The sequence below is a fragment of the Sphingomonas sp. OTU376 genome, assembly GCF_038440415.1.
Lineage (GTDB): Bacteria > Pseudomonadota > Alphaproteobacteria > Sphingomonadales > Sphingomonadaceae > Sphingomonas > Sphingomonas kyeonggiensis_A.
Genome location: NZ_JASATQ010000041.1, coordinates 1 through 22,983 on the forward strand (window position 1 = coordinate 1; position 22,983 = coordinate 22,983).

The window sequence follows — 22,983 nt, forward strand, 5'->3', positions numbered from 1 at the left end:
GGCGCGCGCCGGGCTGCGGGGGGGGGGGGCGGGGGGCCCCCCCCCCCCCCCCCCCCCCCCCCACGCCCCTTTTGCGACCCGTCAGAACCGTCCGCGCAGGCCGATCATGACCTGACGGCCCGGATCGTAGAGCGTGAAGGCGGCCTGATCGAACTGGAAGTAGCTCCGCTGCTTTTCCTTGGTGAGGTTGATGACGTCGAGCGTGAGCTCGGGCGCCCATTTCAGGTCGAACACCTTGGCGAAGTCGACGCTCGCCGACATGTCGAACTGCTGATAGTCGTTCGAATAGAGCCGGGCGAGCGCGATGCCGTTCTGGTTCGCATCCGACGAGACCGAGCCGCGCTGGAAGGTGGTCGACAGACGAATGTTGATACCACCCTGCTCGTAATAGCCGGTGATGTTGTAGGTTACGGGCGACACGCCCACCGCGACCGCCGGGGCGGCGCCCGAGCCGGTCTGGTCGATCAGCGTCAGGTTCGCGTTGAAGCCAAAGCCGTTGAGGCCGATCTTGCCGAGCAGAAAGTCGAGCGGCTGCACCCAGTTCACTTCGAGGCCGTTGACCTTGAGCGTGCCGGTGGCGTTGACCTGCTGGTTGAGCACCACGGTGGCGGCGGTGGGGCCGCCGCGCGAGTTGATCGCCGCCTGCTGGGTGGGCGTCAGCGTGTCATAGGTGACGCCGTACGCGGCCAGCGCGGCGAAGGGCACCGTCACCGTACCGGTGGTGGTGAAGCCGGTCACCGCCTTGCGGAAGGCAGTGAAGCCGACATAGCCTTCCTTGCCGGTATAATATTCGAAGCCCAGGTCGATATTGGTCGACAGATAGGGCTCGAGCGACGGGTTGCCGACCGAACCGACATCGGCCGACGGCGTCGAGAAGTTGAGGCCCGGCAGCATCGTGTTCGGATTGGGCCGGGTCATTGTCCGCGAGACGGCCGCACGGACCACCGCGGCATCGCCGATATGGAAGGCACCGCTCGCCGAGGGCAGCCAGTTGTCATACTTAGCGTCGGTGTAGACGAAGTTGGTGATGTTCGGGAAACAGCTGCCGTCGCGCGGATTGCCGGTGCCCGGGCAGGCCGCGGGCAGCGGGCCGGCGCCGTCCGGATCCTGCGAGTTGCGCGGATCCGAGATCGAGACGCGGCCGCCGATCCGCTGGTCGGTGCGGACATAGCGGACGCCGGCATTGTAGTTGAGGTGGTTGTTGTCGCCGATCTGCAGGTCGCCATTCACTTCGGCATAGGCGCCGAGCACCTTCTCGCGGACATAGCCGCCGCTGGCGCCGGTGTTGGACGAGCCGGCCTCGGGCGCGGCATTGTGGAAGGCGTCATAGTTGGACGCTGCCTTGAACGCGTTCCAGTCGACCGTGACGAAGCCGGCCGAGGTCGGGCGCAGCAGGCTGGCGAGCTGGGCGTTGGAGATCAGCGAGCCGGCATAGGTGACAGGGCCGGTCGAGCCACTCGAATAGCCGGTGCCATAGGCCGGATAGCTCGGATAGCCCGCCGGCGCTGCGCCGGGCTGGACCAGGCCGTTGCACGGCGGCTGGGTGTTGGGCGAGGGCACGAACACGCTCGGGCGATTGCCGCACACTGCATTCTGCCAGGCCTGGCTGTTGTCATAGGCGCTGATCCGGCGCGACGTGTCGTCATAGGCGGCGCCGACCTTGAGGTTGAACGCATTGTCGCCCCAGACGAGGTTGCCGCGGATGCCCTTGGTCTCGGTCTGGCGCTTCTCGTCCTGGATGTTCACGCGGCCACCGGGCCAGGCGAAGTTGGCAGGGTTGTTGAGGTCGATATTGGTGGTGATCGACGGGATCTCGCCGCCGGTATTGTCATAGTTCACCGTCACGCCCGAGTTCGGCGTGGTGAGCACGACGACGCTCGGCGATTCGCGGTGGAAGCTCGACCAGGTGTAGTTGCCCTGCAGGTCGAACTTCAGCTTGTCGGCGATTTCCCATTCCAGGCCCGGGTTCACGCCCCAGAACTTGGTCTTCTCGAGGAACGGGCGATATTCGAGGAACCACTGGGCATTGGCATAGGTGCCCTTGGTCACCACGCAGCCGGCGGTGCAGTCGCTGCGGTCATATTGCGTGTTGAGCGGGATCGCGGCGCCGTTGCGGCCGACCCAGTTCATGTCGACGCGCTCGAGCTGGTTGTCCTTCCAGCCGAACATGCCGTCGACATAGGCGTGGAAGGTGTCGCCCTTGTATTCGAGGCTGGCGATCGCGTTGATGCGGTCCTTGGTGCCTTCCTCGAACATCGGGCGGCCGAGGCGCGGGATGATGCCGTTGTCGATCTGCGAGATCGTAGCCCCCGGATTGCGGGAGAGCAGGAAGGCCTGGTCGATCGTCGTGCCGGTGACGAGGCCGTTGCCGGCATTGGCGGGCACGGTGGCCGGGATCGTCCAGTTGCCGCCGCCGGTGGGGTTGCAGCCGCTGGTCGCGCCGCACTGGGCCGCCGACAGGTTGGGGTTGGTCCAGCCGATCGTCTCGAAGCCGGTGGTGCGCACCTTGTTGTGCACGCCGGCCACGCCGAGCAGCACGCCGAAATCGCCCATCGTGGTGCTGGCGAGCAGCGAGCCGCGATAGCCCCAGTCCTTGGCATTGGTGTTCTTGGTCAGTTGCGCGCCATAGGTGAGGTGCGTGCCCGAGCGGTCGAACGGCCGGGCGCTGCGCATGTTGACCGTGCCGGCGGCGCCGCCCTCGACCTGGTCGGCGATGCCGCTCTTGTTGACCGTCAGCGAGGTGAACAGCTCGGTCGGGAACATGTCGAGATCGACTTCGCGGTTGGTGTTCTGCGAGTCGGTGCGGCCAGTCGAGGCGACCGCCACCGGCGCGCCGTTCAGGAGCACGCGGGTGAAGTTGGTGCCGAGGCCGCGGATCGTGACGTTGAGGCCTTCGCCGGTCACTTCGCGGGCGATGGTGACGCCGGGGATGCGGTTGAAGCTCTCGGCGATGTTGGTGTCGGGGAACTTGCCGATGTCCTCGGCGAAGATCGAGTCGGTGAAGCCGACCGAGTTCTTCTTCGCATTGGTCGAGCTGGCGAGCGACGCGCGATAGCCGGTGACGACGATCGACTGCTCTTCCTGAGGGACGCTCGCGTCCTGCGCCGCGGGCGCATCGGCGCTCGGGGTGGCGGGCGGGGTCTGGGCGGTCTGGGCCAGCGCGGGCCAGGCGGTGCCGGCGAGCAGCACCGCGCCGATCATGCCGAGACGGCGCGCAGTGAAACGAGACGCAACTCGAGCGTGCATATTCCCCTCCTGTATGGCCTCTTCCCGGGCCGTTGAGCGTATCGCGTGGTTGCGATGTTAGCGGTCACATTTGGCTATGCCTCGACGGATGCGCTGTCAACTCATACATTTGGACCATTTAAGTTTAACGCGGGAACAACCACTTACCGCAGTACGGTGCGTGGATTGATGCAGCGCACCATATTGTATGAGTTTATTGACACCGTTGCCAATGGCCGACTCAGGCGGATTCTTCGCGCTACGGCATTGCGGTGGAGGGCTGCGCACCACATCTGCCGGGCTCCCTCCCCTCGCTCCCGATGAGGTATCCCCATGCGCTACAACCAGCTCGGCCGTTCGGGCCTGATCGTCTCGGAACTTTGCCTCGGCACCATGACTTTTGGCGGCGAGGGCGGGATGTGGGGGCGGATCGGGCAGCTGCGGCAGGAAGAGGCGGACGCGCTGGTCAAGGCGGCGCTGGATGCGGGCATCAACTTCTTCGATACCGCGAATGTTTACGCCGAGGGTCGCTCGGAGCGGATCCTGGGCCAGGCGCTGAAGAACCTCGGCGTGGCGCGGGACGAGGTGGTGGTGGCCACCAAGGTGCTGGGACGGATGCATGACGGGCCGAACGGCGCGGGCGCATCGCGCGGGCATATCCTGGCGCAGGTGGAGAAGAGCCTGGAGCGGCTCGGCACCGGCCATATCGACCTGTACCAGATCCACGGCTTCGACACGGCCACGCCGATCGAGGAGACGCTCTACGCGCTCGACAGCCTCGTGAAGCGGGGTGTCGTGCGCTATGTCGGCTTGTCCAACTGGGCGGCGTGGCAGGTGATGAAGGCGGTCGGCATCGCGGCGGCCAGGGACTATGCCTCGATCGCTTCGCTCCAGGCCTATTACACCATCGCCGGGCGCGATCTGGAGCGCGAGGTCATCCCGATGCTCCAGTCGGAAGGCGTCGGCCTGATGGTGTGGAGCCCGCTCGCCGGCGGCTTCCTGTCGGGCAAGTACACCCGCGAGGGTGAGGGCGAAGGGCGGCGGGCGGGGTTCGACTTCCCGCCGGTGGACAAGGAGCGCGGCTATGACGTGGTCGACGTGCTGCGCGAACTGGCCGGGGCCAAGGGCCGCTCGGTGGCGCAGCTGGCGCTGGCCTGGCTGCTCTACCAGAAGGCGGTTTCGAGCGTGATCATCGGCGCCAAGCGGCCCGACCAGCTGGCCGACAATCTGGGCGCCGTCGACGTCGCGTTCAGCCCCGAGGAGCTGGAACGGCTCGATGCGGTGAGCAAGCTGCCGGCGGAGTATCCGGGCTGGATGCTCGAGCGCCAGGGCGGGTATCGCGGCGGGCCCAGCGAGCGGCGCTGAGCTTTAGTCGAACACCACTGTCAGCGACTCCGCAAAGGGTCCATTCTTGACCAGCCGCCCGGCACCACCGGGTGCGCGGCGGAGATTTACACGCTTTAACAATGGCTTGAGCATGAAATGTAGCGTCGCGCGGTTGATGTGGCGGCCGAAGCACTGGTGCAAATCATATCCGAAATGGATGTAATTGCTGGCCGGGCGATGCGGATCGAAGCGGGCGGGATCGGTGACCCGGCGCGGATCCATCATCGCCGAAGCGAAGGCCGCCAGCACCGTGTCCCCGGCCTGGACCGGGGTTTCATGCGACGTGCCGCGGGCGATCACGCTGTCGACCAGCACGTTGCGCGGCAGGCCCGGTGCGAGCGGATCGAAGCGCATCGCTTCCTGGACATAGCCCCAGAGCAGGTCGTCGTCCCCTGCCCGCGCCGCCGCCTGGGCACCGGCCAGCGCCGCGGGACGGCGGAGCAGCTGCTCCATCGCCTGAGGCACGACCATCGGCGGCTGGGGCGGCCCGCCGACGATAAAGCCCATCAGATTGGTGCGGATCTCGACATCGGAGAAACCGGGCACGCCCTTCTTCTGCAGGGCAAGGCAACGGGTCAGCACGTCATCGCGGCCGGGCGTGGCCTTCCGCGCGGCGATCTCGGCATCGATATGCGCGCGGAGCGCCGGTGCGATCTGGTCGACATCGGCGCGCAGTGCCGGATCGCCCTTGGGATCGGCGAACTGGAACTCGAACAGGCGCGTGCCCCAGACGCGCAGATCGCCGCCCTTGGGCTCGGGCACGCCGAAATAATCGGCCAGCACCGAGAAGGTGACGCGGCGCACCAGCGTGTCGACCACTTCGATCCGGCCGGGCGCGGCCGCGACGATCGCTTCGGCCATCGCCTCGGCCCTGCGGCCCAGCTCGGGCAGGTCCTTCGGCAGCACGACCATGCGCATCGCATCGGTGTCGCGGTGATAAAGCGGGGTGTCGGCCATGCCTAGGAAGAAGGGCTCGCCGCCCATGATGACATCGAGCTTGGGCTTGTAGGGCGCGCCGAACACCGGATCGGTGGCGAACACTTCCTTGACGTCGTCATAGCGCGAGGTGAGCGTCATCCCGCCGAACTTCACCACCGGCTTCCAGCGCCGGAAAAAGGCGAAGGCATAGGGCATGGCGGCGAACACCCGCCCCTCGATCCAGCGCGCCAGCCCCTTCTTGCCGGGGCGCAGCACATCGCGCGAGGTAAGCGCGTTCACAGCGAGCCCAGATAGTTGAGCGCCGGGATGCTCGGCAGGAAGAAATATTCCCCGCCCGCCATCTGCACGAAGGTCTCGACATCGATGATCCGACGCAGCGGGTCCTCCGGGATCGTCATCGTGCCCTTGGGGCCGATCAGCGGATCGGTCTCGTCATAGAGCGTCGCGAAGTTCGGGTTGAGGATCCAGGTCTGCTGGACGAACTCGAACTGGCGGGTGATGTCGGTGTTCAGGCAGACGAAGAGCAGCCCGCGATCGACCTCGTCCGGCGTCGGCGGCACGCTGATCGTCTTGCCGTACTTCCGGCCGCGACGCAGGATGCGGTGGTTGTTCGCCGCATCGAGCAGGGTCTGCTTGTCGGCCGGCGTCGGTGCGAGGCCATCGCGCGGATTGGCGCGGCGGACATGGCTGCCAAGCGGGCAGCCCATGCCGTGGCGATCATTGTCCCAGAAGCCGAAATCATTGTTCTCGACCGGGATCGTGCCGAGCGGACAGAGCAGGTTGCCGTGCGTGTCGCGCCCGACCACACGCTCGGCCATCCAGGTGGTGGTGACGTGCGCCGATCCTTCCGGATCGCGTTCGCGGATATGGGCGGCGGCGGCGCGCATCGACTGCCAGAAGGCATAGACGTCCTGCTTCAGCTCGCGGACGACCATGTAGCTGCCGTTGAGCCCGAGATCCTTGAAGCCGACGCCCTTGGGATGATCGGGCAGACCATCGGTGTTGCCGGCACTCGCGGCGACCACCGGCCCCTGCGCGATCTCGTTATGGCCATTCATATGGCCCATCAGGATCTCGCCGAGCGGCACCCCGTTCCAATAGTCCTTGGGCACGTCGCTGCCGTCCTTGTAGACGACGGTGCCGGTCTCGAACGGGATCGGCTGCGAGATGCCGTCGGCAAAGCCGAAATGCTCGCGGGCGATGCCCTGCTTGTCGAGCCGCAGATCGAGCGGCAGGTGATGCGAGACGGTCACCTCGAAAGGCGCAAGCGCCGCGCTCACTTCCTCGCACCAGGCCTCGGCCGCTTCGTCATGCTCGCAATAGAGCAGGACGATCGCATGGACCGTCACCGGCGTCTTGATCCGCTGCTCGCGGATTTCCTGGCGATCGTCGAAGGCGCGGGCCTCGTCATCCACCGCGGCATCGTCGAGCGGGGTGTTGCCGCTCCACTTCGGGCCGCCCGGGATCACCGTGCCCTGCCATTCCTCGCCCCGCCGGTCGCCGAGGCGACGCAGGCGATCTTCCTGGAACATGCCTTCCTGGAAAGGCCGGTCGAACGAGGCGAGCGCGTTCGCGTTGAGCCCCATCTTCTGGAGGCCGGACCAGGTGAAGCCCATCGCCACGGCGCGCGGATCGCGGCCATCGGCGTCGGTCACCTGCGCGACCTTGCGCAGCGCCTCCACCCAGGCGCCGCCGCCCTTCTTCTTCACGCCCTTCCAGCCGAGCTCGAGGAACAGCGCGCGGCCGGTGGGCAGCGACGCGAAGCCGCTGACCACCAGGCCCTGGGCCTGGCCGCTGGCCGGGGCCGAGAGATGCCAGTTCGGAGTGCCGCCACCCTCGCTCACAGGTCGTTGATCCACGCCGCGGCCTCCTTCTCGCTGAGCTGCTTCTTCCGGAGACCCAGGGCGATGCGATAGTTGCGCTCGACCTGCTCCGCGGTGAGATCCTTGTACGCCGAGTACCAGAAGCGGCTGACCGTCATCGAATGGCGCGCCCATTCCTTGAACTGGCGGCCATGGCTGGCGCCGTCCTTCACCAGGAAGCGTGTCGGCGGGAAGCCCACCCCGCTGCTCCAGGCGAGGGTGAGGCCCGCATGCGCCTTCTCGATGAAGTCATCGAGATAGCTTTCCCAGGTCTGGTCGAAGTTCGAGAAGAACATCAGCCGGCTGTCATTGTTGACCCGCGCCCAATGGGCGAAATGGATCGTGCGCATCGAGCCGAGATAGCCCTCGCGCGCTGCCTTTTGCGCGCGCAGCAGCAGGTGCAGGCCGTGATGGCCGACGCGGATCAGGATCGCGCGCAGCACGCCCGGCTTGATGAGGACGACCGAGCCCATGTGGTTCTGCGGGATCCAGTCCTCGCGCCGGGCCATTTCGCGCAGCATCTTGGGATCGACCGGCGGCGCATCCTGCGAGGCGTCGCGCCGCTCGAGCCAGCGCAGCCAGACCAGGATGCCGGCGACCGTCACCGCGATGCTGGCGCCGCTCCAGCCTGCCCAGATCGCCATGTCCCACCAGGCCGGCCAGAACGGCTTGTGGCCGATCCACGACCAGATCGGCGCGGTGATGAAGGCGGCAATCGCGACATAGACCGCCACGGCGATCACCACGGGGACCAGAAGATGCCTGAGGAAGAAGGTGAGGAAACTGAACCGCGTCGGCGTCGCCGTGCCGGGGAGCGGCTTGCCCATCTTGTAGAGTATGCCGGTGAACAGCGCGAACAGCGCCACGCAGAGCCCGGCATAATATTGCCAGGCGAGCTGGCTCTTGAGGATCAGGCCGGGGATCGACAGCGCGAACACCACCAGCAGCACGAACCAGGCGAGCCGGGCGTAATCGCCAACGCTCTGGAGGAACGGGATACGGGCGGGCGCCTTCTCGGCCAGCCAGCCGAACTGGGGCAGCAGGGCCGCGCGCAGCTTGGCGTGGATCTCCACCGGCGTGAGCTTGCGATAGGGGCTGGGGCCGCCGTCATTGGCGTTGGCCAGCTCCTTGCGGGTGCCGAGGAACAGCTCGCCCTCGGCCAGGATGCGGTCGCGCGTCATGCCGCGATTGCCGTGGTGATAGACCGTCGGCGTGAGCGTGCGCGCTTCGAGATAGGGAGCGATCGGGGCGCGGCTGTCCGGCGCGGTCACGGCGTCGAACAGGTCGCCGGTGTGATCGAGCGGGCGCTTGCAGCACCGCAGGAAGCTGCGGAGATCGGGGCCGATCGCGGTTTCGAGCTGCCCCCAGAACGGGCCAGGCGCGCCATCGAAATTCGCCTCGATCACGAAGAGCGGATCATAGTCGAAGCCCGGAAAGACGCTGAGCGACATGAAGTGCACCGCCGGCACCGTCGTCAGGAAGTCCGCGAACGGCCCGGTGCCGCCCGACGGGTTCGGGCTGCGCCGGTCCCGCAAAGCGTCGAGCAGGCCCGACAGATGGTCGAAGCTCTCGGGCTTGACCTCGAGTGCCACCGATAACGTGGTTTGCCGCATCCCCCGTCCCCTCAAACGTGAACGGAAACTGGCACGGCATTTCCTACATCGATAGCAAATATTCGACATGCACCCGAAGTGGACGCATCAGTCTCCAAAGTTCGCAATGTTAACGCGAACAAAGTCCCTTTCGCTTACATGACACCGGTGGCATACAATCCTAAAAACGGAGAGGAATGCATGGGTATCAGCAGGCGTGACGCGTTCGGGGCGGTGCTGGCAGGTGGCGCGGCGGTGGCCGGAGGCGCCGGGGCGCTGCTCCGGCCGGACGAGGCCCATGCGACACAAACAGACGCTTTGGTCCCCGGATATAAGCGCGGCTTCGACAACCAGCGCATCGCCGACCTGGGCGACGGGCGCTTCCTGAACCCGCTGCTCGCCGGCGACCATCCCGATCCCGCCATCCTCAAGGACGGCGCGGATTACTACATGACCTTCTCCAGCTTCGATTCCTATCCGGGCATCACGATCTGGCACAGCCGCGACCTGGTGAACTGGCAGCCGCGCAAGGCGGCGCTGACCAGGAATATCGGTTCGGTCTGGGCAGTTAGCCTGGAGAAGCACAATGGGCGCTACTTCATCTACATCCCGGTCAAGGCGAGCCCGAACTCGATCTTCGTGATCTGGGCGGACCATATCGACGGCCCGTGGAGCGACCCCATCGACCTGGGGCTGCACGCCCATATCGATCCCTGCCACGCGGTGGGTGAAGACGGTTCCAGATGGCTGTTCCTTTCGGGCGGAGACCGGGTGCGGCTTTCCGAGGATGGTCTGTCCACTGTCGGCCAGGTCGAGCATGTCTACGACCCCTGGCACTATCCCGAGGAATGGGACGTGGAGAGCTTCTCCCCCGAGGGGCCGAAGATCCATCACCACAAGGGCTGGTTCTACATGATCACCGCGGTGGGCGGCACGGCAGGTCCGCCGACCGGCCATATGGTGATCGCGGCGCGCTCGCGCTCGATCCACGGGCCCTGGGAGCAATGCCCTGCAAACCCGTTGGTGCGCACTGTCAACAACGACGAGGCCTGGTGGTCGCGCGGGCATGCCTCGCTCGTGGAGGCACCCGACGGGAGCTGGTGGTCGGTCTATCACGGCTTCGAGAACGGATACTGGACGCTGGGGCGCCAGGCCTTGCTCGACCCCATAGAATGGACGGCGGACGGCTGGTTCCGGATGACCGGCGGGGATCTTTCCAAGCCGATCCGCAAGCCGAAGGGCGGCGCGCGGGTGCCGCATGGCCAGGCGCTGTCGGACGACTTCACCGGGCCGCTGGCGCTGGGGCGGAAGTGGAGTTTCTTCAAACCCTCCCAGACGGAATCGGACAGAGTGCACGCCGAAGCTGGCACGCTGACCCTGAAGGCCACGGGCAAGGCGCCGGTGGACTCGTCGCCGCTGCTGCTGATCGCCGGCGACACCGGATACGAGTTCGAATGCGAGATCGAGATCGCGCCGGGTGGCACCGCCGGGCTGGTGCTGTTCTATGACGAGAAGCTCTATTGCGGGCTGGGCTTCGACGAGAAGAAGTTCGTCACCCACCAGTACGGCATGGAGCGCGGGCGGCCGGCCAATCCCTATGGCCGCAAGCTCCGCATGCGGGTGCGCAACGACAGGCATATCGTGGCGTTCCATTTGTCGGGCGATGGCGGGAAGACGTGGAAGCGGTTCGACCGGGGCATGGAAGTCTCGGGCTATCACCACAATGTGCGCGGCGGGTTTTTGATGCTGCGGCCGGGGCTGTACTCGGCGGGCGCGGGCGAGGCGAAGTTCCGGGACTTCAGGTTCCGGGCGCTCTGACTTGGCGATCATGGCGGTTCCGCGCTAGGCGGGCCGCCATGATCGACGCCGGCATGTTCTTGCCCCCCTCTTCCGCAGCAGGCCCGGCGTGACGCTCGTCCGGCTGAACAAGCCCTATGGCGTGCTGAGCCAGTTCACCGATCGCGGCACCGAGACGGCGCGCGCCACCCTGTCCGACCTGATCGACCTGCCGGGCGTCTATCCGGCCGGCAGGCTCGACCGGGACAGCGAGGGGCTGCTGCTGCTGACCGACGACGGCAGGCTGCAGGCGCGGATCGCCGACCCGAAGTTCAAGCTGCCCAAGACCTATCTGGTCCAGGTCGAGGGCGAGCCGAGCGAGGAAGCGCTGCATCGGCTGCGCACCGGCGTGGTGCTGAAGGACGGCCCGACGCTGCCGGCGCTGGCCGAGCGGATCGAGGCGCCCGACCTGTGGCCGCGCGATCCGCCGATCCGCTACCGCGCGAACATCCCCGATTGCTGGATCAAGCTGACCATCCGCGAGGGGCGCAACCGTCAGGTGCGCCGGATGACCGCCGCCGTCGACCACCCGACCCTGCGGCTGGTGCGATGGAGCATCGGCGACTGGTCGCTCGCGGACCTGCCGAGCGGCACGTGGCGCGTGGTATGATGCCTGGCGGGAGCGCCTAATGGAGATGCGGCAACCGCCACGCACCAACGAGCGCCGCGGCGCGTAGCGTGAAGATCGCCACGGCGCCGGCCGCGCCCGCCACGTCCTGGCGCACCTGGAAACGGCGGACCAGCACGACGATCAGCGCCGCGCCGGCGATGGCGGCGGTGGCGTAGAAATCCTCGTGCAGGACCTTGGGCACCCGGGCCAGCAGCACGTCCCGCAGCATGCCCCCGCCGCAGCCGTTGACGGTGGCGATGATCACGACCGAGGCGCTGTTGAGCTTGTAGTCGAGGCATTTGCGCGTACCGGCGACCGCGGCAAGCGCAAGGCCGCCGCCCTCGAACACATCGACCTGCAGCGGCGGCGTGAAACTCCCGACCGGGCCCAGAACAAGCGACGCGATGAGGACGACCATGGTTGCGGCCAGCGCCAGTGCCGCATAACGCCAGTCGCGGAACGGCGCGGGCGGATGCTCGCCGAGCAGCAGGTCGCGGATCACCGCGCCGCCGACCGAGCCGACAAAGGACAGTACCAGGATGCCGAACAGGTCGAAGTCCGCCTGGACGGCCGTGAGCGCGCACTCCACCGCCAGCACGAAGGTGGCGGCAAGATCCACGGCGTCCAGCATCCTGTCGCGGATACGGTTCGTGGCGGTGTCGTCGAGCTTCATCTTGGCAGGCTCCGTCCGATCGCCGGCAAGTTAGGCCGGGTTTCGCATCGCAACCAGTGGCTTCCTCGACCCACGCAGGCTAAGCTCGCCGCTGCATGGGCAAGAGGCGTATCCTTATCGTTGGCGGGGGCACCGCGGGGTGGCTCACGGCCGCCTATCTCGCGCGGTTCCTCGATGTGGCGGACAGCGCGCGGATCGAGATCACGCTGCTCGAATCGCCCGAACTCGGCATCATCGGCGTAGGCGAAGGCACCTTCCCGACGATCCGATCGACGCTGAAGTTCCTCGGCATCGACGAGACCCAGTTCATCCGCGCGACCAGTGCGACGTTCAAGCAGGGCATCCGCTTCAACGACTGGCTCCACGCACCTTTGCCCGACGGCACGCGGCACCATTATCTCCACCCGTTCGAACCGCCCTTCTACACCGAGGGGACCAGCCTGGTGCCCTATTGGCTGCTCCAGGACGCCGGGACGCGGCCGCCCTTCGCCGAGGCGGTGACGATCCAGAACCGCGTCGCGGAGAGCCAGCGGGCACCCAAGAAGCGCGGCGAAGGCGAGTTCTCCGGGCCGCTCAACTATGCCTATCATTTCGACGCGGCGCGGCTGGCGAAGATCCTGCAGGAGCGCGCGGTCGAGCTGGGGGTAAGGCACGTCTCCGGGCTGCTGACCGGCGTCGAGCTGGACGCGGAGGGCGCGATCGCCCGGGTGCAGACCCGCGAGCTGGGCGCGCTGGAGGCGGACCTCTATATCGACTGCTCGGGCTTCCGGGCGGAACTGATCGGCAAGGCGCTGGGGGCGGAGTTCAAGTCGGCCCGGCAGGTGCTGTTCACCGACCGGGCGATCGCCTGCAAGATTCCATACGCCGACCCCGACGCGCCGATCGAGAGCTTCACCATCGCGGCGGCGCATGCGGCCGGCTGGACCTGGGACATCGGGCTGGAGGGCGCGCGGGGCATCGGCACCGTCTATTCCTCGGCGCACATGTCCGACGACGAAGCAGCGCAGGTGCTGCGCGACTATGTGGGGCATGACGCCTACAAGGCACGCATCATCCCGTTCGAGCCCGGCTATCGCGAGGCGCAATGGGTGAAGAACTGCGTGGCGGTGGGCCTGTCGGGCGGGTTCCTCGAGCCGCTGGAATCGACCGGCGTGGTGCTGATCGAGGCCGCCGTCGGCATGATCGCCGAGCTGTTCCCGCATAACGGGCCGATCGATGCCCCGGCCAGGCGCTTCAACGAGCTGATCGTCGCGCGCTACGAGCGGATCATCAACTTCCTCAAGCTCCATTACTGCCTGAGCCGGCGCGACGAACCCTTCTGGCGCGACAATGCCGATCCGGCCTCGATCCCCGAGGCATTGCAGGAACTGCTGCGGCAATGGCGCCACCGGCCGCCGGGACGCTTCGACTTCCTGCTCGACCTGGAGAGCTTCGCCTTCTTCAACTACCAGTACATCCTCTACGGGATGGACTATCGCACCGACCTGTCGGACGGGCGCGGCGATTTCCCGAACGTGGCGGCGGCGGAGAAGCTGTTCGCGCGGATCCGGACGTTCGGCGAGCGGGCGACCGAGGATTTGCCGACACACCGGGCGCTGATCGACGCGATTAACGCGAAGTAGCCGTCATCCCGGCGAAAACCGGGATCTCGGGCGGCAAGCGCCCCTCCCTATTTCAACCGTCATTCCCGCGAAGGCGGGAATCCATTCACTACTGACAGCGGTAATGGATCCCCGCCTGCGCGGGGATGACAGTCATGTTGTTGGCGAAGTACTCTTACCGCCTGAAATCCCGGCTTTCGCCGGGATGACGGATATGGGGCCGGCCGCCGCCCCGGTCAGAGTATCCAGTCCAGCTGGACGAAGAGCTTGTTGGTATCCGTGGCGAACTGCTTCGCCTTGTAGCGGCCATAGCGGGCGGAGAGTGCGTAGCGCCCGCGCTTCACGCCGGCGATGAAGTCGAACTCGTCGCCATATTGCAGGTCGAGCCGGTCGCTGTGGAAACGGTGATAGATCGCGCCGACATTGATCGCGTCGAGCGGGCCGACCTTCTTCCAGGCATAGCCGACATTGCCATAGAGATCGCGCAGGCCGTTGGGCGGGGTGGTGCCGAACTTGCCGGCCCAGCCGTTGAACTTGAACAGCGGCGCGAGCGGGGTCTGGACGCTGGTGAGCGCCACGCCCTTGTCGGCGCCGAGCACTTCATAGCCGGCGGTCAGGCTGAGACCCCTGGCGGTGAGCTTGGCCTCGCCCATCCAGTAATCGGCGGCGTAGCGATTGGGGTTGCGGTGGTAATTGCTCTGCCGCGCCCAGCTGGCGGCATAGCCGACCGACACATCCTTGCCGAGCGGCCGACTGCCGCTGAAGCGCACGCCATAGGTCTGGGTCGACAGGCGGAAGCCCTGCACCGCAGCCTCGTCCTGATCGACCAGATAGGCGAAGCCGCTGAGCGTACCCATCTTTGTACCATAGTTGACCAGGGCGAAGACATTGTCGCCGCCGATCGCCTGAGGCCGGGAGCCGCGGCCCTGGCGGCCGTCCGTGGTCCGGACGCTCCAGCTATACGCCACGTCGGTGCTCAGCCCGAGCGGCTTGCCATATTGGAAGCGGACCGCGTCATAGGTCCGCTCGCTCTGCCGCCACGGCGCGTTGCCGACAAAGCGATCATCGGCGAAGTTGAGGCGCTGGCGCCCGGCGGTCACGGCCAGCCCGTCCTTGCCGGCATAGCGGAGCTGGGCGCGATTGAACTCGAGATTCTCGGCGTCAGGGATCAGCGGATAGCGGGTCTTGCCGTTGAACCCGTCATTATAGCTGTTGGTCAGCGCGACCACCGCATCCACATCGACCAGCGCCGTCCAGTTCCGCCAGCTCGCCGTCACGCCCGGACGGACGCGAAGCGTCACCGCATCGGCGTCTTCGGGCATGCCGTCCTGCTCGAAATGCTCCCAGCGCAGCCGGACATCCAGGTTGGGCGTGAACTTCACTTCCTGCGCCCGCGCCGTGCCGGCGACGAGCAATCCCATAGCGCAAACCAGCGCTTTCTTCATTCTGCTTTCCTCGAAAAGAACCCGCCCCTCCTTTATAGAACGGGGCGGGCGGAGGAGGACCTCTTCAGGCAGCGGCGAGCTGCGGCTCAGGCTGGCCGCGGGCGCCGAGCTCACCGGTCTCGCGGGCCTTTCGGCCATAGACCAGCTCGAACAGCGGGGTGGCCATCACGGTGGTGACGATCGCCATCAGCACCAGCATCGAGAAGAGCGTCGGGCCGATGATGCCCTTCTGCAGGCCGATATTGATGATGATCAGCTCCATCAGGCCGCGCGAGTTCATCAGCGCGCCGATGCCGAGCGCGGTGCGATTGTCCTCGCCGGCGAGGCGGGCCGCGGCCCAGCAGGCGCCGAACTTGGCGAGGATCGACACCGCGAGCACGCCCAGCGCGATCAGCAGCAGCTCGACCGAGTTGACCATGTCCATCCGGGTGTTGAGGCCCGAATAGGTGAAGAACATCGGCAGCAGCAGGACGACCGCGATCGGCTCGACCTTGCGCTGCAGCTCGCGGACGAACAGGCCGCGCGGCATGCAGACGCCCATCAGGAAGCCGCCGAAGATCGCGTGGATGCCGATCGCATCCATGACGAAGGCAGAGAGGCAGAAGAGCATCATCGTGACCGCGAGCATGCCCGTGGTCATCTCGCCCTTTTCCTCGACGATGCGGCCGAGCGGAGCGAGCAGCTTGCGACCCCAGATCAGCATGAAGCCGGCGTAGAGGATCGCGCCGCCGATCGCGAGCACCGCCACGCCTGGGCCGGCGCCGAAGGTCGCCAGCACCAGCGCCAGCACGCACCAGGAGGCAGCGTCGTCGAACGCGCCGGCCGTCAGCGACAGCGTGCCGAGCGACGAGTTGGCCAGGCCGTTCTCATTGATGATGCGGGCGAGCATCGGGAAGGCGGTGAGCGCGATGCAGGCGCCCATGAACAGCGTGGCGTTCGACTGGCTGATGCCCGGCGTGAACAGGCCCGGCACGGTGAGCAGGAACGGCGTGATCAGCGCGGCGAGCAGGAACGGCGCGGCGATGCCGGCGGCCGAGACGCCCGCGGCGCTCTTCGCCTTGGACTTGAAATGATCGAGCCGCAGGGTGAGGCCGACCATGAACATGTAGAGGCCGACGCCGAGCTGCGCGCCGGTGTAGAGCACGTTGCGCGTCTCCTTGGGGAAGATCGCCAGCTGGAGATCGGGGAAGAACAGGCCGAACAGCGACGGGCCGAGCACCACGCCGGCGATCATCTCGCCGACGACCTGGGGCTGCTTGAGGAACTTCTGGCCGAGCCAGCCGACGACGCGGCAGGCGAGGATGATGATCGCGAGCTGCAGGAAGAAATGGATGCTGTAGTCGCCGGGCGCATAGCTCTTCGCGGCGTTCACCGCGGGGCCGTGCGGACTGAGCACATCGGTCAACGCATGCCAGGCACTATTCAACAGATCGAGCATTCTACCTTCCCCCACTCATCCTCTCGCGTGGCACTTGTGCGCCTGTCGCTTGGCAGGAAGGAGCGCGCGGCAATGGCTGCACGCAACTGCAAAGTTCGCCACCCCCCTGATTTTTCCGGCGGCCGGGATGTTTCTGTTGCATGTCGTCCACACAGTAGTAACGTACCTACATGACAACGCGGACAATATAGGTACATAGGCATCAAATGAAGGTCATCACCAGCCGCGAATTCAACCAGGACGTGAGCGCCGCCAAGCGACTCGCGCGCGGCGAGCCGGTGTTCGTCACCGATCGCGGGCGGCCGACCCATGTACTGATGAGCATCGACCAGTTCCGTGCATTGAGCGGGCAGCGCGAGAGCATCGTCGACCTGCTCGCCCTGCCCGCCGGCAGCCTCGATGCCGAGCTGGCGCCGCCGGGGCGCTGGTGATGTTCCTGCTCGACACGCCCATCGTCTATGAACTGCGCAAGGCGCGCGCCGGCACCGCCGAGGCGGGGCTGACCGCCTGGGCTTCGGGGGTCGCGCGCGAGCGGTTGTTCCTCTCCGCGATCAGCCTGGTCGAGCTGGAGACCAGCGCCGCCGAGACCGCGCGGCGCGACAAGACGGCCGGCGCGATGCTGCGCGGCTGGATCGACGAGCAGCTGCTCCCGGCGTTCGAGGGGCATGTGCTGCCGCTCGACGCGGCGGTGGCGCGGCGGCGCGGGCAGCTTGCCCTGGGCGACACCCGCGATGCGCTGTTCGCCGCGACGGCGCTGGAGCATGGACTGACCCTGGTGACCCGCAACACCGCGGCCTTCAAGGGCATGCGCGTGAAGCTGTTCGACCCGCGCGGCTATACGCCCGATGCGGCCGAGGAGGAGGGCGATTGGCGCGACGCCGCACGAACTGGTCCGCTTTGGCTCAAGAACTTGTTCGTCCGTGCGTGATGTGCGTTACGAAGAGGCCCGTATTGCCGCCTTCACTTGTGGTTAGACAATTTACGGCAACAGTCGCCCAATGGTACCTAAACTCAAGCCGATCTTTCATGCCCTCGCCCCCTTGCTGCGCGGCGAGAAGCAGCGCCAGGCGTCGGTCGACAAGCTCGGTCTGACCGGCAAGTCGGCGTCGCCGGAGCTGAAGGCGATCGTCGAGGAAGTCGCCCAGCTGTTCGGATCGAACATGGGCATCGCGACGCTGATCGACCGGCAGACCCAGCATATCCTGGCCTGCCATGGCGGCGAGCTGAGCTCGACGCCGCGCGACATCTCGTTCTGCGGCCACACCATCGCCAATCCGCACGACGTGATGTGCGTGTTCGACGCCGCGCATGATCCGCGCTTCGCGGGCAATCCGCTGGTGCTCGGCTCGCCGCATATCCGCTTCTATGTCGGCGTGCCGCTGCTCACCCCCGAGGGTGAGGCACTGGGCGCCTTGTGCGCGATCGACCAGCATCCGCGCGCCAAGCTGCTGCCCGAGCAGAGCAAGCGCCTGCGTGAGCTGGGTGAACGCGCGGCGGAACTGCTGGCCGCGGCCTGACGGCCGCCTTTCAGGAAACCCGATTGGCGAAGCTGTTGTTGCGCAGCACGTCGGCGACGCGCTGGACCAGCTCCTCGGGTTCGAACGGCTTGACCAGATAGTCATTGGCCCCCGCCCCCATCGCCGCGTCGATCTCCGCCTCGCTGCCCTTGGCGGACAGCATCAGGATCGGCGTGAGATAGAGCGCCGGCAGCCGGCGCAGCGCCTTGAGGATATCGGTGCCCTGCATGCCCGGCAGCGATTGATCGAGGATCACCAGGTCGGGCTTCTTGAACGCGATGGTGTCGAACGCCAGCGTGCCGTGGTTGATCACCCCGACGATATGGCCGGCCGCGCTCAGCACCTGCTGCACCACGGCACCGACCAGTTCGTCATCCTCGACATAGATGATGCGCGCCATGGCTCAGGCCTTGGCCAGCATTTCCTCGACCCGGAAGACCAGCTCGTCCGGATCGAAGGGCTTCTTCAGATACTCGTTCGCGCCGGCGAACCGCGCGAGCTCCTCGTCGCGGTCGCTGCGGCGGCCGGTGAGCATCATCACGGGCAGATCGGCGAAATCGGGCATCTTGCGCAACTCCTGCACCAGGAGAACGCCCGAGATCTCCGGCATGTTGCAATCGAGGATGACCAGATCGGGCCGGCGCGCCTTGATGACGCGCAGCGCCTCGGCCCCGTCCTTGACCAGCCCGGCGCCATGCCCGGCCGCGATCAGCGCATCGCGGGCGATCTCGCCCACGATCTCGTCGTCGTCCGCTATGATGATCCGTGCCATCTGACTCTCGTTCGATCCTAATCTATTTTATAACCCACGGAGACCGCATGGTTTCGCTTCCGTGCTAAAATTCTGTGGCCATTCTGTCTTTCCGGCGTTTTGCAGCAAGGGGCCGAACACCCCGTTAACCCTTTTTATTTAGGGGCCGAGTCCATGGCAGAGATACTGACGCGCCGGTCGCAATGGATCCTTGTCGCAGCCCTGGTGCTGCTGGCCTGCTCGGCCGCATCGGGCATCTGGCTGTTCAGCCAGAAGCAGAATGCCGACAAATGGGTGCGCCACACCTTCCAGGTTTCCGACCGGCTATCGCATGTCCGCATCCTGACGCTGCGCGCCGAGGTCTATCGCCGCGGCTATCTGCTCACCGGGGATCCCGAGGCACGCAAGAATATCGACGGCGTCCGCAAGGAGCTGCCCGGCGAATTGTCGGGCCTGGAGGACATGACCGACGACAATCCGCGCCAGCGCGAGCGCGTCGCCTATCTCGCCGCGCTGATCCGCCAGCGCATGGTCGAGACCGAACAGACGCTGGCGATGCGCGGCGCCAATCGCGCCGCCGAGGCGACCGCGATCCTGGCGAGCGACGCCAATCGCCACGAGACCGCCCGAATGCTGGCGCTGATCGGCGATATCCGCGGCGAGGAGGAGAAGCTGCTCCAGACGCGGCTGGCGCGCGCCAGCGGCTATGAAGGGCCGATCCAGCTCGCCGGCCTGGCCAGCGGCATGCTGGTGCTGCTGCTCGCCTATCTGATCGCGCGCGAGCGGCGCGAGCGGATGACGATCCTGCGCGACGCCAACCGCCGGCTGCACGAAGACATCTCGCGACGCGAAGTGGTTGAGGCCGAGCTGGCTCTGCTCGCGATGAACGCCACCGACGCGGTGCTGCGCTTCGACCTGAACGGCGTGTGCATCTATGCCTCGCCCTCCACCGAGCCGGTGCTCGGGGTCGAGCCGGCGCATGTCTTGGGCCGCTCGATCGGCTTCGGCGTGTCGAGCGAGCATCGCGCCGAGATGTTCGAGTTCCAGCACCTGCTGACCACGGGCGAAGTGGAGCGCGGGGTGATCACCTATCGCACCCATCTGCTCGACCCCAATGCGTCGGAACAATGGATCGAGGCGCATTGCGGGCTGGTCCGCGATCCCGCCACCGGCGCGCCTTCGGAGATCATCGCGTCGTTGCGCGACGTCACCCGGCGCAAGCAGCTCGAGCACGAACTGGAGGCGGCGCGCGAGCGGGCGGAGCTGGCGGTGCAGGCCAAGTCGAGCTTCCTGGCGAACATGAGCCACGAGATCCGCACGCCGATGAACGGCGTGCTGGGCTTTGCCGACCTGCTGCTCGCCAGCGACCTGCCGCCCGAGCAGCACCGCCACGCCCAGCTGATCGTCGATTCGAGCCGGGCGATGATGCGGCTGCTCAACGACATTCTGGACCTGTCCAAGATCGAGGCCGGGCAGATGCAGGTGAATGCCGAGCGCGTCGATCTGCGCCACGCGCTGCGGGGCTGCCTCAAGCTGATCGAACCGGCCGCCGCGACCAAGGGACTGGCGCTCGACTTCATCGTCGACCCGACGCTGCCGCGCTTCGTGATGGTCGACGGGCTGCGGTTGCGCCAGATCGCGCTCAACCTGCTGGGCAACGCCGTGAAGTTCACCGGCGAAGGCAGGATCACGCTGAGCGCGCGGCAGGCGGCGAGCGACGGCGGCACGCCGCGCATCGACATTGCCGTGACCGACACCGGCATCGGCATCCCGCCCGATCGCCATGCCCCGATCTTCGAACAGTTCGTCCAGGCCGAGCAATCGACCGCACGCCGCTATGGCGGCACCGGGCTGGGCCTGGCGATCAGCAGCCGGCTGGCGTCGCTGATGGGCGGCGAGCTGGGCCTGCGCAGCGCCGAGGGCCAGGGCAGCGTGTTCACCCTGTGCCTGCCGCTTGTCGCCGCGGAGGCGGTGGATGCGGACGGCGCGGGGCCGCGCAGCCCCGAGCGCGCCACCCGCGCGCTGCAGGTGCTGGTGGCCGAGGATCACGACGTCAACCAGCTGCTGATGCAGGAAATGCTCGGTCGACTCGGCCACCGGGTGACGATCGTCGGCGACGGCGCACATGCGCTGGAGGCGGCGACTGCGGCGGACCTGCAAGGCACGCCCTTCGACCTGGTGCTGATGGACATGCAGATGCCGGTGCTCGACGGCATCTCCGCCGCCCGTGCGATCCGCGGCGCAGGCATCTCGGCACAGAAGCTGCCGATCCTGGCGCTGACCGCCAATGCCTATGCCGACGACGTTACAGCCTGTCTGGAGGCGGGGATGCAGGCGCATCTCGCCAAGCCGATCCAGCTGGCCGAATTAGCCGCGGCGATCGATCGCTGGGCGGTGCCAGCTGCTACCGCGCCGGAGCCGATCGCACCGGCGATGGAGCCGATTCCCGCACCGCCTCCGGAGGATAAGGCACCAGCGATGAAGCTGTCGCCCGCGCTCTGGGCAAAGTTCGCCGAGCGCAAGGCGGAGCTGCTGGTGGCGACCGAAGCGTTCGTGGGTGGCGAACAGGGCGACACGGAGACCGAGGCGCTGGGCGAGCTGCTCCACAAGTTCGCCGGTTCGGCAGGGCTGTTCGGCCAGGCGGAACTGGGGAGCAAGGCTTCGGCGCTGGAGGATGCGCTGGAAGTAGCTGCGGCTGGCGCGCGCGGGGCGCTGGTGGAGGCGTTCCTGGCGGAGCTTCGGGCTTAAGCCATAGCCAAGCTCACGACACGCTATTGACATGGCCGTTCCCCGGCGAAGGCTGGGGCCCAGTTGCAATGTCGTTCGAGAGCCCCCCGCGCCATCGAGACTTCGCCGAACCTGGGCCCCGGCCTTCGCGGGGGAACTGAAAGAGTCAGAAGTCGATAGCGCGCTTCCCTACCCTTCCATCCTCGCCAGCGTCTCGCGCTTGATGCGCTTGGCGAGGCTCCATTTGTGGACTTCGGTGGGGCCGTCATAGATGCGGAAGGCGCGGATTTCGCGGAAGACCTGCTCGACGATCGTGTCACCCGAGACGCCGGTGCCGCCCATCACCTGGACGCAGCGATCGGCCACGCCGAACAGCAGGTCCGACACCGCGACCTTGGCCATCGAGCTCTCCGCAATGCCAGCAACGCCGCTGTCGAGCACCCCGGCGCACCAGTCGATCATCAGCCAGGCCTGTTGCAGCGCGATCCGGTTGTCGGCGAGCATGAAGCCGACGCCTTCGTGATCGATCAGCGGCTTGCCGAAGGCGTGGCGCTTCACGGCGTATTGGCAGGCGATCTCGTGCGCGCGAGTGGCGGCGCCGAGCCAGCGCATGCAATGGGTGAGCCGCGCGGGCGCGAGGCGGATCTGGGCATAGTCGAAGCCCTTGTGGGGTTCGCCGAGGATCTGATCGGCGGGGACGCGCAGCCCGTCGATCGCCACGATCGAATGGCCGCCGGGCATCGAGCTGTCGATCGTGTCGAGCACCCGCTCGATACGCACCGCCGGATCGGGCAGGTCGATCAGGAACAGCGTCGCCCCCTCCCCGGTCTTCGCCATGACGATCCCGACCTTGGCGCCCTGCACCCCGGTGATGAACGCCTTGCGGCCGTCGATCACCCAGTGGTTGCCGTCCTGGCGGGCAACAGTCTGCATCATCGAGGGATCGGAGCCGGCGCCGCCATCGGTGGCGGGCTCGGTCATGAAGAAGGCCGAGCGGGCGGTGCCGGCGACCAGCGGATCGAGGAAACGTTGCTTCTGCTCGGGCGTGGCGACGCGGCCGAGCAGGAACATGTTGCCCTCGTCGGGCGCGGCGACGTTGAGCGCTACCGGGCCGAGCGGCGAGAGGCCGGCGGCGCGCAGGACATGCGCGGTCTCGCGGTGGGTGAGATGGGTGCCGTTCGCAATATGCGGGGTGAGCAGGCCGGCGGCGCGGGCGTGGTCGCGGAGTTCGGCGACAAGCTCCTCGGACGGGCCGTGCGGGGTGCAGCGTGGGTCGCGCTCATAGGGGGCGATGGTTTCGCGGACAAAGGCTTCGACCTGGGCGGCGAGTTGGGTGGGATTCATCGCTGCTTCTCTCATCCTGTCATCGTCATCCCGCGCA

18 protein-coding genes are annotated in these 22,983 nt (G+C 66.9%); 8 read left to right on the forward strand and 10 right to left on the reverse strand.

The window, feature by feature from the left end:
- Positions 1-81: 81 nt before the first annotated feature.
- The gene (locus tag AAHM44_RS16210; RefSeq protein ID WP_342250633.1) at positions 82-3,246 is read right to left on the reverse strand and encodes a TonB-dependent receptor; all 3,165 of its coding nucleotides are present in this window, start codon (positions 3,244-3,246) and stop codon (positions 82-84) included.
- A 312-nt stretch (positions 3,247-3,558) separates the two neighbouring features.
- Between AAHM44_RS16210 and AAHM44_RS16215 the strand changes: the two genes are divergently transcribed.
- Positions 3,559-4,590, forward strand: a complete 1,032-nt coding sequence (locus tag AAHM44_RS16215) for an aldo/keto reductase (RefSeq protein ID WP_342250634.1) — start codon at positions 3,559-3,561, stop codon at positions 4,588-4,590.
- Positions 4,591-4,593: 3 nt separating this feature from the next.
- On the opposite strand, the gene AAHM44_RS16220 is transcribed toward AAHM44_RS16215, so the two are convergent.
- From AAHM44_RS16220 to AAHM44_RS16230, 3 genes are read right to left on the reverse strand one after another with little or no spacing between them, the layout of a single operon-like run.
- Positions 4,594-5,829, reverse strand: coding sequence for a cytochrome P450 (locus AAHM44_RS16220; RefSeq protein ID WP_269574234.1), 1,236 nt, complete (start codon positions 5,827-5,829; stop codon positions 4,594-4,596).
- On the reverse strand, positions 5,826-7,409 hold the full coding sequence (locus AAHM44_RS16225) for a Dyp-type peroxidase (protein ID WP_269574233.1): 1,584 nt from the start codon (positions 7,407-7,409) through the stop codon (positions 5,826-5,828). Before AAHM44_RS16225 ends, AAHM44_RS16220 begins: the two co-directional genes overlap by 4 nt.
- Positions 7,391-9,004: a hypothetical protein gene (locus AAHM44_RS16230; protein WP_269574232.1), complete on the reverse strand. Its 1,614-nt coding sequence runs from the start codon at positions 9,002-9,004 to the stop codon at positions 7,391-7,393. The genes AAHM44_RS16225 and AAHM44_RS16230 overlap by 19 nt, the downstream gene beginning before the upstream one ends.
- A 201-nt stretch (positions 9,005-9,205) precedes the next feature.
- On the opposite strand from AAHM44_RS16230, the gene AAHM44_RS16235 reads away from it, so the two are divergent.
- Both AAHM44_RS16235 and AAHM44_RS16240 read left to right on the forward strand, forming a co-directional pair.
- Positions 9,206-10,822, forward strand: a complete 1,617-nt coding sequence (locus AAHM44_RS16235; protein WP_342250635.1) for a family 43 glycosylhydrolase — start codon at positions 9,206-9,208, stop codon at positions 10,820-10,822.
- Positions 10,823-10,910: 88 nt separating this feature from the next.
- Positions 10,911-11,450: a pseudouridine synthase gene (locus tag AAHM44_RS16240; RefSeq protein WP_342250636.1), complete on the forward strand. Its 540-nt coding sequence runs from the start codon at positions 10,911-10,913 to the stop codon at positions 11,448-11,450.
- A 16-nt stretch (positions 11,451-11,466) separates the two neighbouring features.
- On the opposite strand, the gene AAHM44_RS16245 is transcribed toward AAHM44_RS16240, so the two are convergent.
- On the reverse strand, positions 11,467-12,123 hold the full coding sequence (locus AAHM44_RS16245; protein WP_342250637.1) for a trimeric intracellular cation channel family protein: 657 nt from the start codon (positions 12,121-12,123) through the stop codon (positions 11,467-11,469).
- A gap of 95 nt (positions 12,124-12,218) precedes the next feature.
- On the opposite strand from AAHM44_RS16245, the gene AAHM44_RS16250 reads away from it, so the two are divergent.
- Positions 12,219-13,745, forward strand: a complete 1,527-nt coding sequence (locus AAHM44_RS16250; RefSeq protein WP_342250638.1) for a tryptophan halogenase family protein — start codon at positions 12,219-12,221, stop codon at positions 13,743-13,745.
- Between the two features lie 215 nt (positions 13,746-13,960).
- Here the strand turns inward: AAHM44_RS16250 and AAHM44_RS16255 are convergent, their stop codons facing one another.
- Together AAHM44_RS16255 and AAHM44_RS16260 are read right to left on the reverse strand one after the other, a co-directional pair.
- Positions 13,961-15,169 (reverse strand): hypothetical protein, encoded by a 1,209-nt coding sequence (locus AAHM44_RS16255; protein ID WP_342250639.1) that lies wholly within the window; start codon positions 15,167-15,169, stop codon positions 13,961-13,963.
- A gap of 64 nt (positions 15,170-15,233) precedes the next feature.
- Complete coding sequence (locus tag AAHM44_RS16260; protein ID WP_342250640.1) at positions 15,234-16,607, reverse strand: cation:proton antiporter; 1,374 nt, start codon at positions 16,605-16,607, stop codon at positions 15,234-15,236.
- 206 nt (positions 16,608-16,813) lie between these two features.
- On the opposite strand from AAHM44_RS16260, the gene AAHM44_RS16265 reads away from it, so the two are divergent.
- From AAHM44_RS16265 to AAHM44_RS16275, 3 genes are all read left to right on the forward strand, one after another.
- Positions 16,814-17,038, forward strand: a complete 225-nt coding sequence (locus AAHM44_RS16265) for a type II toxin-antitoxin system Phd/YefM family antitoxin (protein WP_184170478.1) — start codon at positions 16,814-16,816, stop codon at positions 17,036-17,038.
- Positions 17,038-17,535 (forward strand): type II toxin-antitoxin system VapC family toxin, encoded by a 498-nt coding sequence (locus AAHM44_RS16270; RefSeq protein ID WP_184170481.1) that lies wholly within the window; start codon positions 17,038-17,040, stop codon positions 17,533-17,535. The genes AAHM44_RS16265 and AAHM44_RS16270 overlap by 1 nt, the downstream gene beginning before the upstream one ends.
- Before the next feature lie 70 nt (positions 17,536-17,605).
- Entirely contained in the window at positions 17,606-18,124 is a 519-nt protein-coding gene (locus AAHM44_RS16275; RefSeq protein ID WP_184170484.1) for a GAF domain-containing protein, read from the forward strand.
- Between the two features lie 10 nt (positions 18,125-18,134).
- On the opposite strand, the gene AAHM44_RS16280 is transcribed toward AAHM44_RS16275, so the two are convergent.
- Together AAHM44_RS16280 and AAHM44_RS16285 are read right to left on the reverse strand one after the other, a co-directional pair.
- Positions 18,135-18,524: a response regulator transcription factor gene (locus AAHM44_RS16280; protein ID WP_184170487.1), complete on the reverse strand. Its 390-nt coding sequence runs from the start codon at positions 18,522-18,524 to the stop codon at positions 18,135-18,137.
- Positions 18,525-18,527: 3 nt separating this feature from the next.
- Positions 18,528-18,896 carry a response regulator gene (locus tag AAHM44_RS16285; RefSeq protein WP_184170490.1) on the reverse strand — a complete coding sequence of 123 codons (369 nt, stop codon included), beginning with the start codon at positions 18,894-18,896 and terminating at the stop codon, positions 18,528-18,530.
- Positions 18,897-19,049: 153 nt separating this feature from the next.
- On the opposite strand from AAHM44_RS16285, the gene AAHM44_RS16290 reads away from it, so the two are divergent.
- Entirely contained in the window at positions 19,050-21,623 is a 2,574-nt protein-coding gene (locus AAHM44_RS16290; RefSeq protein WP_342250641.1) for an ATP-binding protein, read from the forward strand.
- A gap of 168 nt (positions 21,624-21,791) precedes the next feature.
- Here AAHM44_RS16290 and AAHM44_RS16295 read toward each other — a convergent pair whose 3' ends face one another.
- Positions 21,792-22,946 (reverse strand): acyl-CoA dehydrogenase family protein, encoded by a 1,155-nt coding sequence (locus tag AAHM44_RS16295; protein WP_342250642.1) that lies wholly within the window; start codon positions 22,944-22,946, stop codon positions 21,792-21,794.
- Positions 22,947-22,983: the final 37 nt, after the last annotated feature.

Excerpts from the sequence above, each read along its gene's own strand:
- AAHM44_RS16275 (WP_184170484.1), top strand. The coding sequence starts at position 17,606 with ATGGTACCTAAACTCAAGCCGATCTTTCATGCCCTCGCCCCCTTGCTG.
- AAHM44_RS16265 (WP_184170478.1), top strand. The coding sequence starts at position 16,814 with ATGAAGGTCATCACCAGCCGCGAATTCAACCAGGACGTGAGCGCCGCC.
- AAHM44_RS16235 (WP_342250635.1), top strand. The coding sequence starts at position 9,206 with ATGGGTATCAGCAGGCGTGACGCGTTCGGGGCGGTGCTGGCAGGTGGC.
- AAHM44_RS16260 (WP_342250640.1), bottom strand. The coding sequence starts at position 16,607 with ATGCTCGATCTGTTGAATAGTGCCTGGCATGCGTTGACCGATGTGCTC.
- AAHM44_RS16250 (WP_342250638.1), top strand. The coding sequence starts at position 12,219 with ATGGGCAAGAGGCGTATCCTTATCGTTGGCGGGGGCACCGCGGGGTGG.
- AAHM44_RS16280 (WP_184170487.1), bottom strand. The coding sequence starts at position 18,524 with ATGGCGCGCATCATCTATGTCGAGGATGACGAACTGGTCGGTGCCGTG.
- AAHM44_RS16270 (WP_184170481.1), top strand. The coding sequence starts at position 17,038 with ATGTTCCTGCTCGACACGCCCATCGTCTATGAACTGCGCAAGGCGCGC.
- AAHM44_RS16215 (WP_342250634.1), top strand. The coding sequence starts at position 3,559 with ATGCGCTACAACCAGCTCGGCCGTTCGGGCCTGATCGTCTCGGAACTT.
- AAHM44_RS16295 (WP_342250642.1), bottom strand. The coding sequence starts at position 22,946 with ATGAATCCCACCCAACTCGCCGCCCAGGTCGAAGCCTTTGTCCGCGAA.
- AAHM44_RS16290 (WP_342250641.1), top strand. The coding sequence starts at position 19,050 with ATGGCAGAGATACTGACGCGCCGGTCGCAATGGATCCTTGTCGCAGCC.
- AAHM44_RS16210 (WP_342250633.1), bottom strand. The coding sequence starts at position 3,246 with ATGCACGCTCGAGTTGCGTCTCGTTTCACTGCGCGCCGTCTCGGCATG.
- AAHM44_RS16255 (WP_342250639.1), bottom strand. The coding sequence starts at position 15,169 with ATGAAGAAAGCGCTGGTTTGCGCTATGGGATTGCTCGTCGCCGGCACG.
- AAHM44_RS16245 (WP_342250637.1), bottom strand. The coding sequence starts at position 12,123 with ATGAAGCTCGACGACACCGCCACGAACCGTATCCGCGACAGGATGCTG.
- AAHM44_RS16285 (WP_184170490.1), bottom strand. The coding sequence starts at position 18,896 with ATGGCACGGATCATCATAGCGGACGACGACGAGATCGTGGGCGAGATC.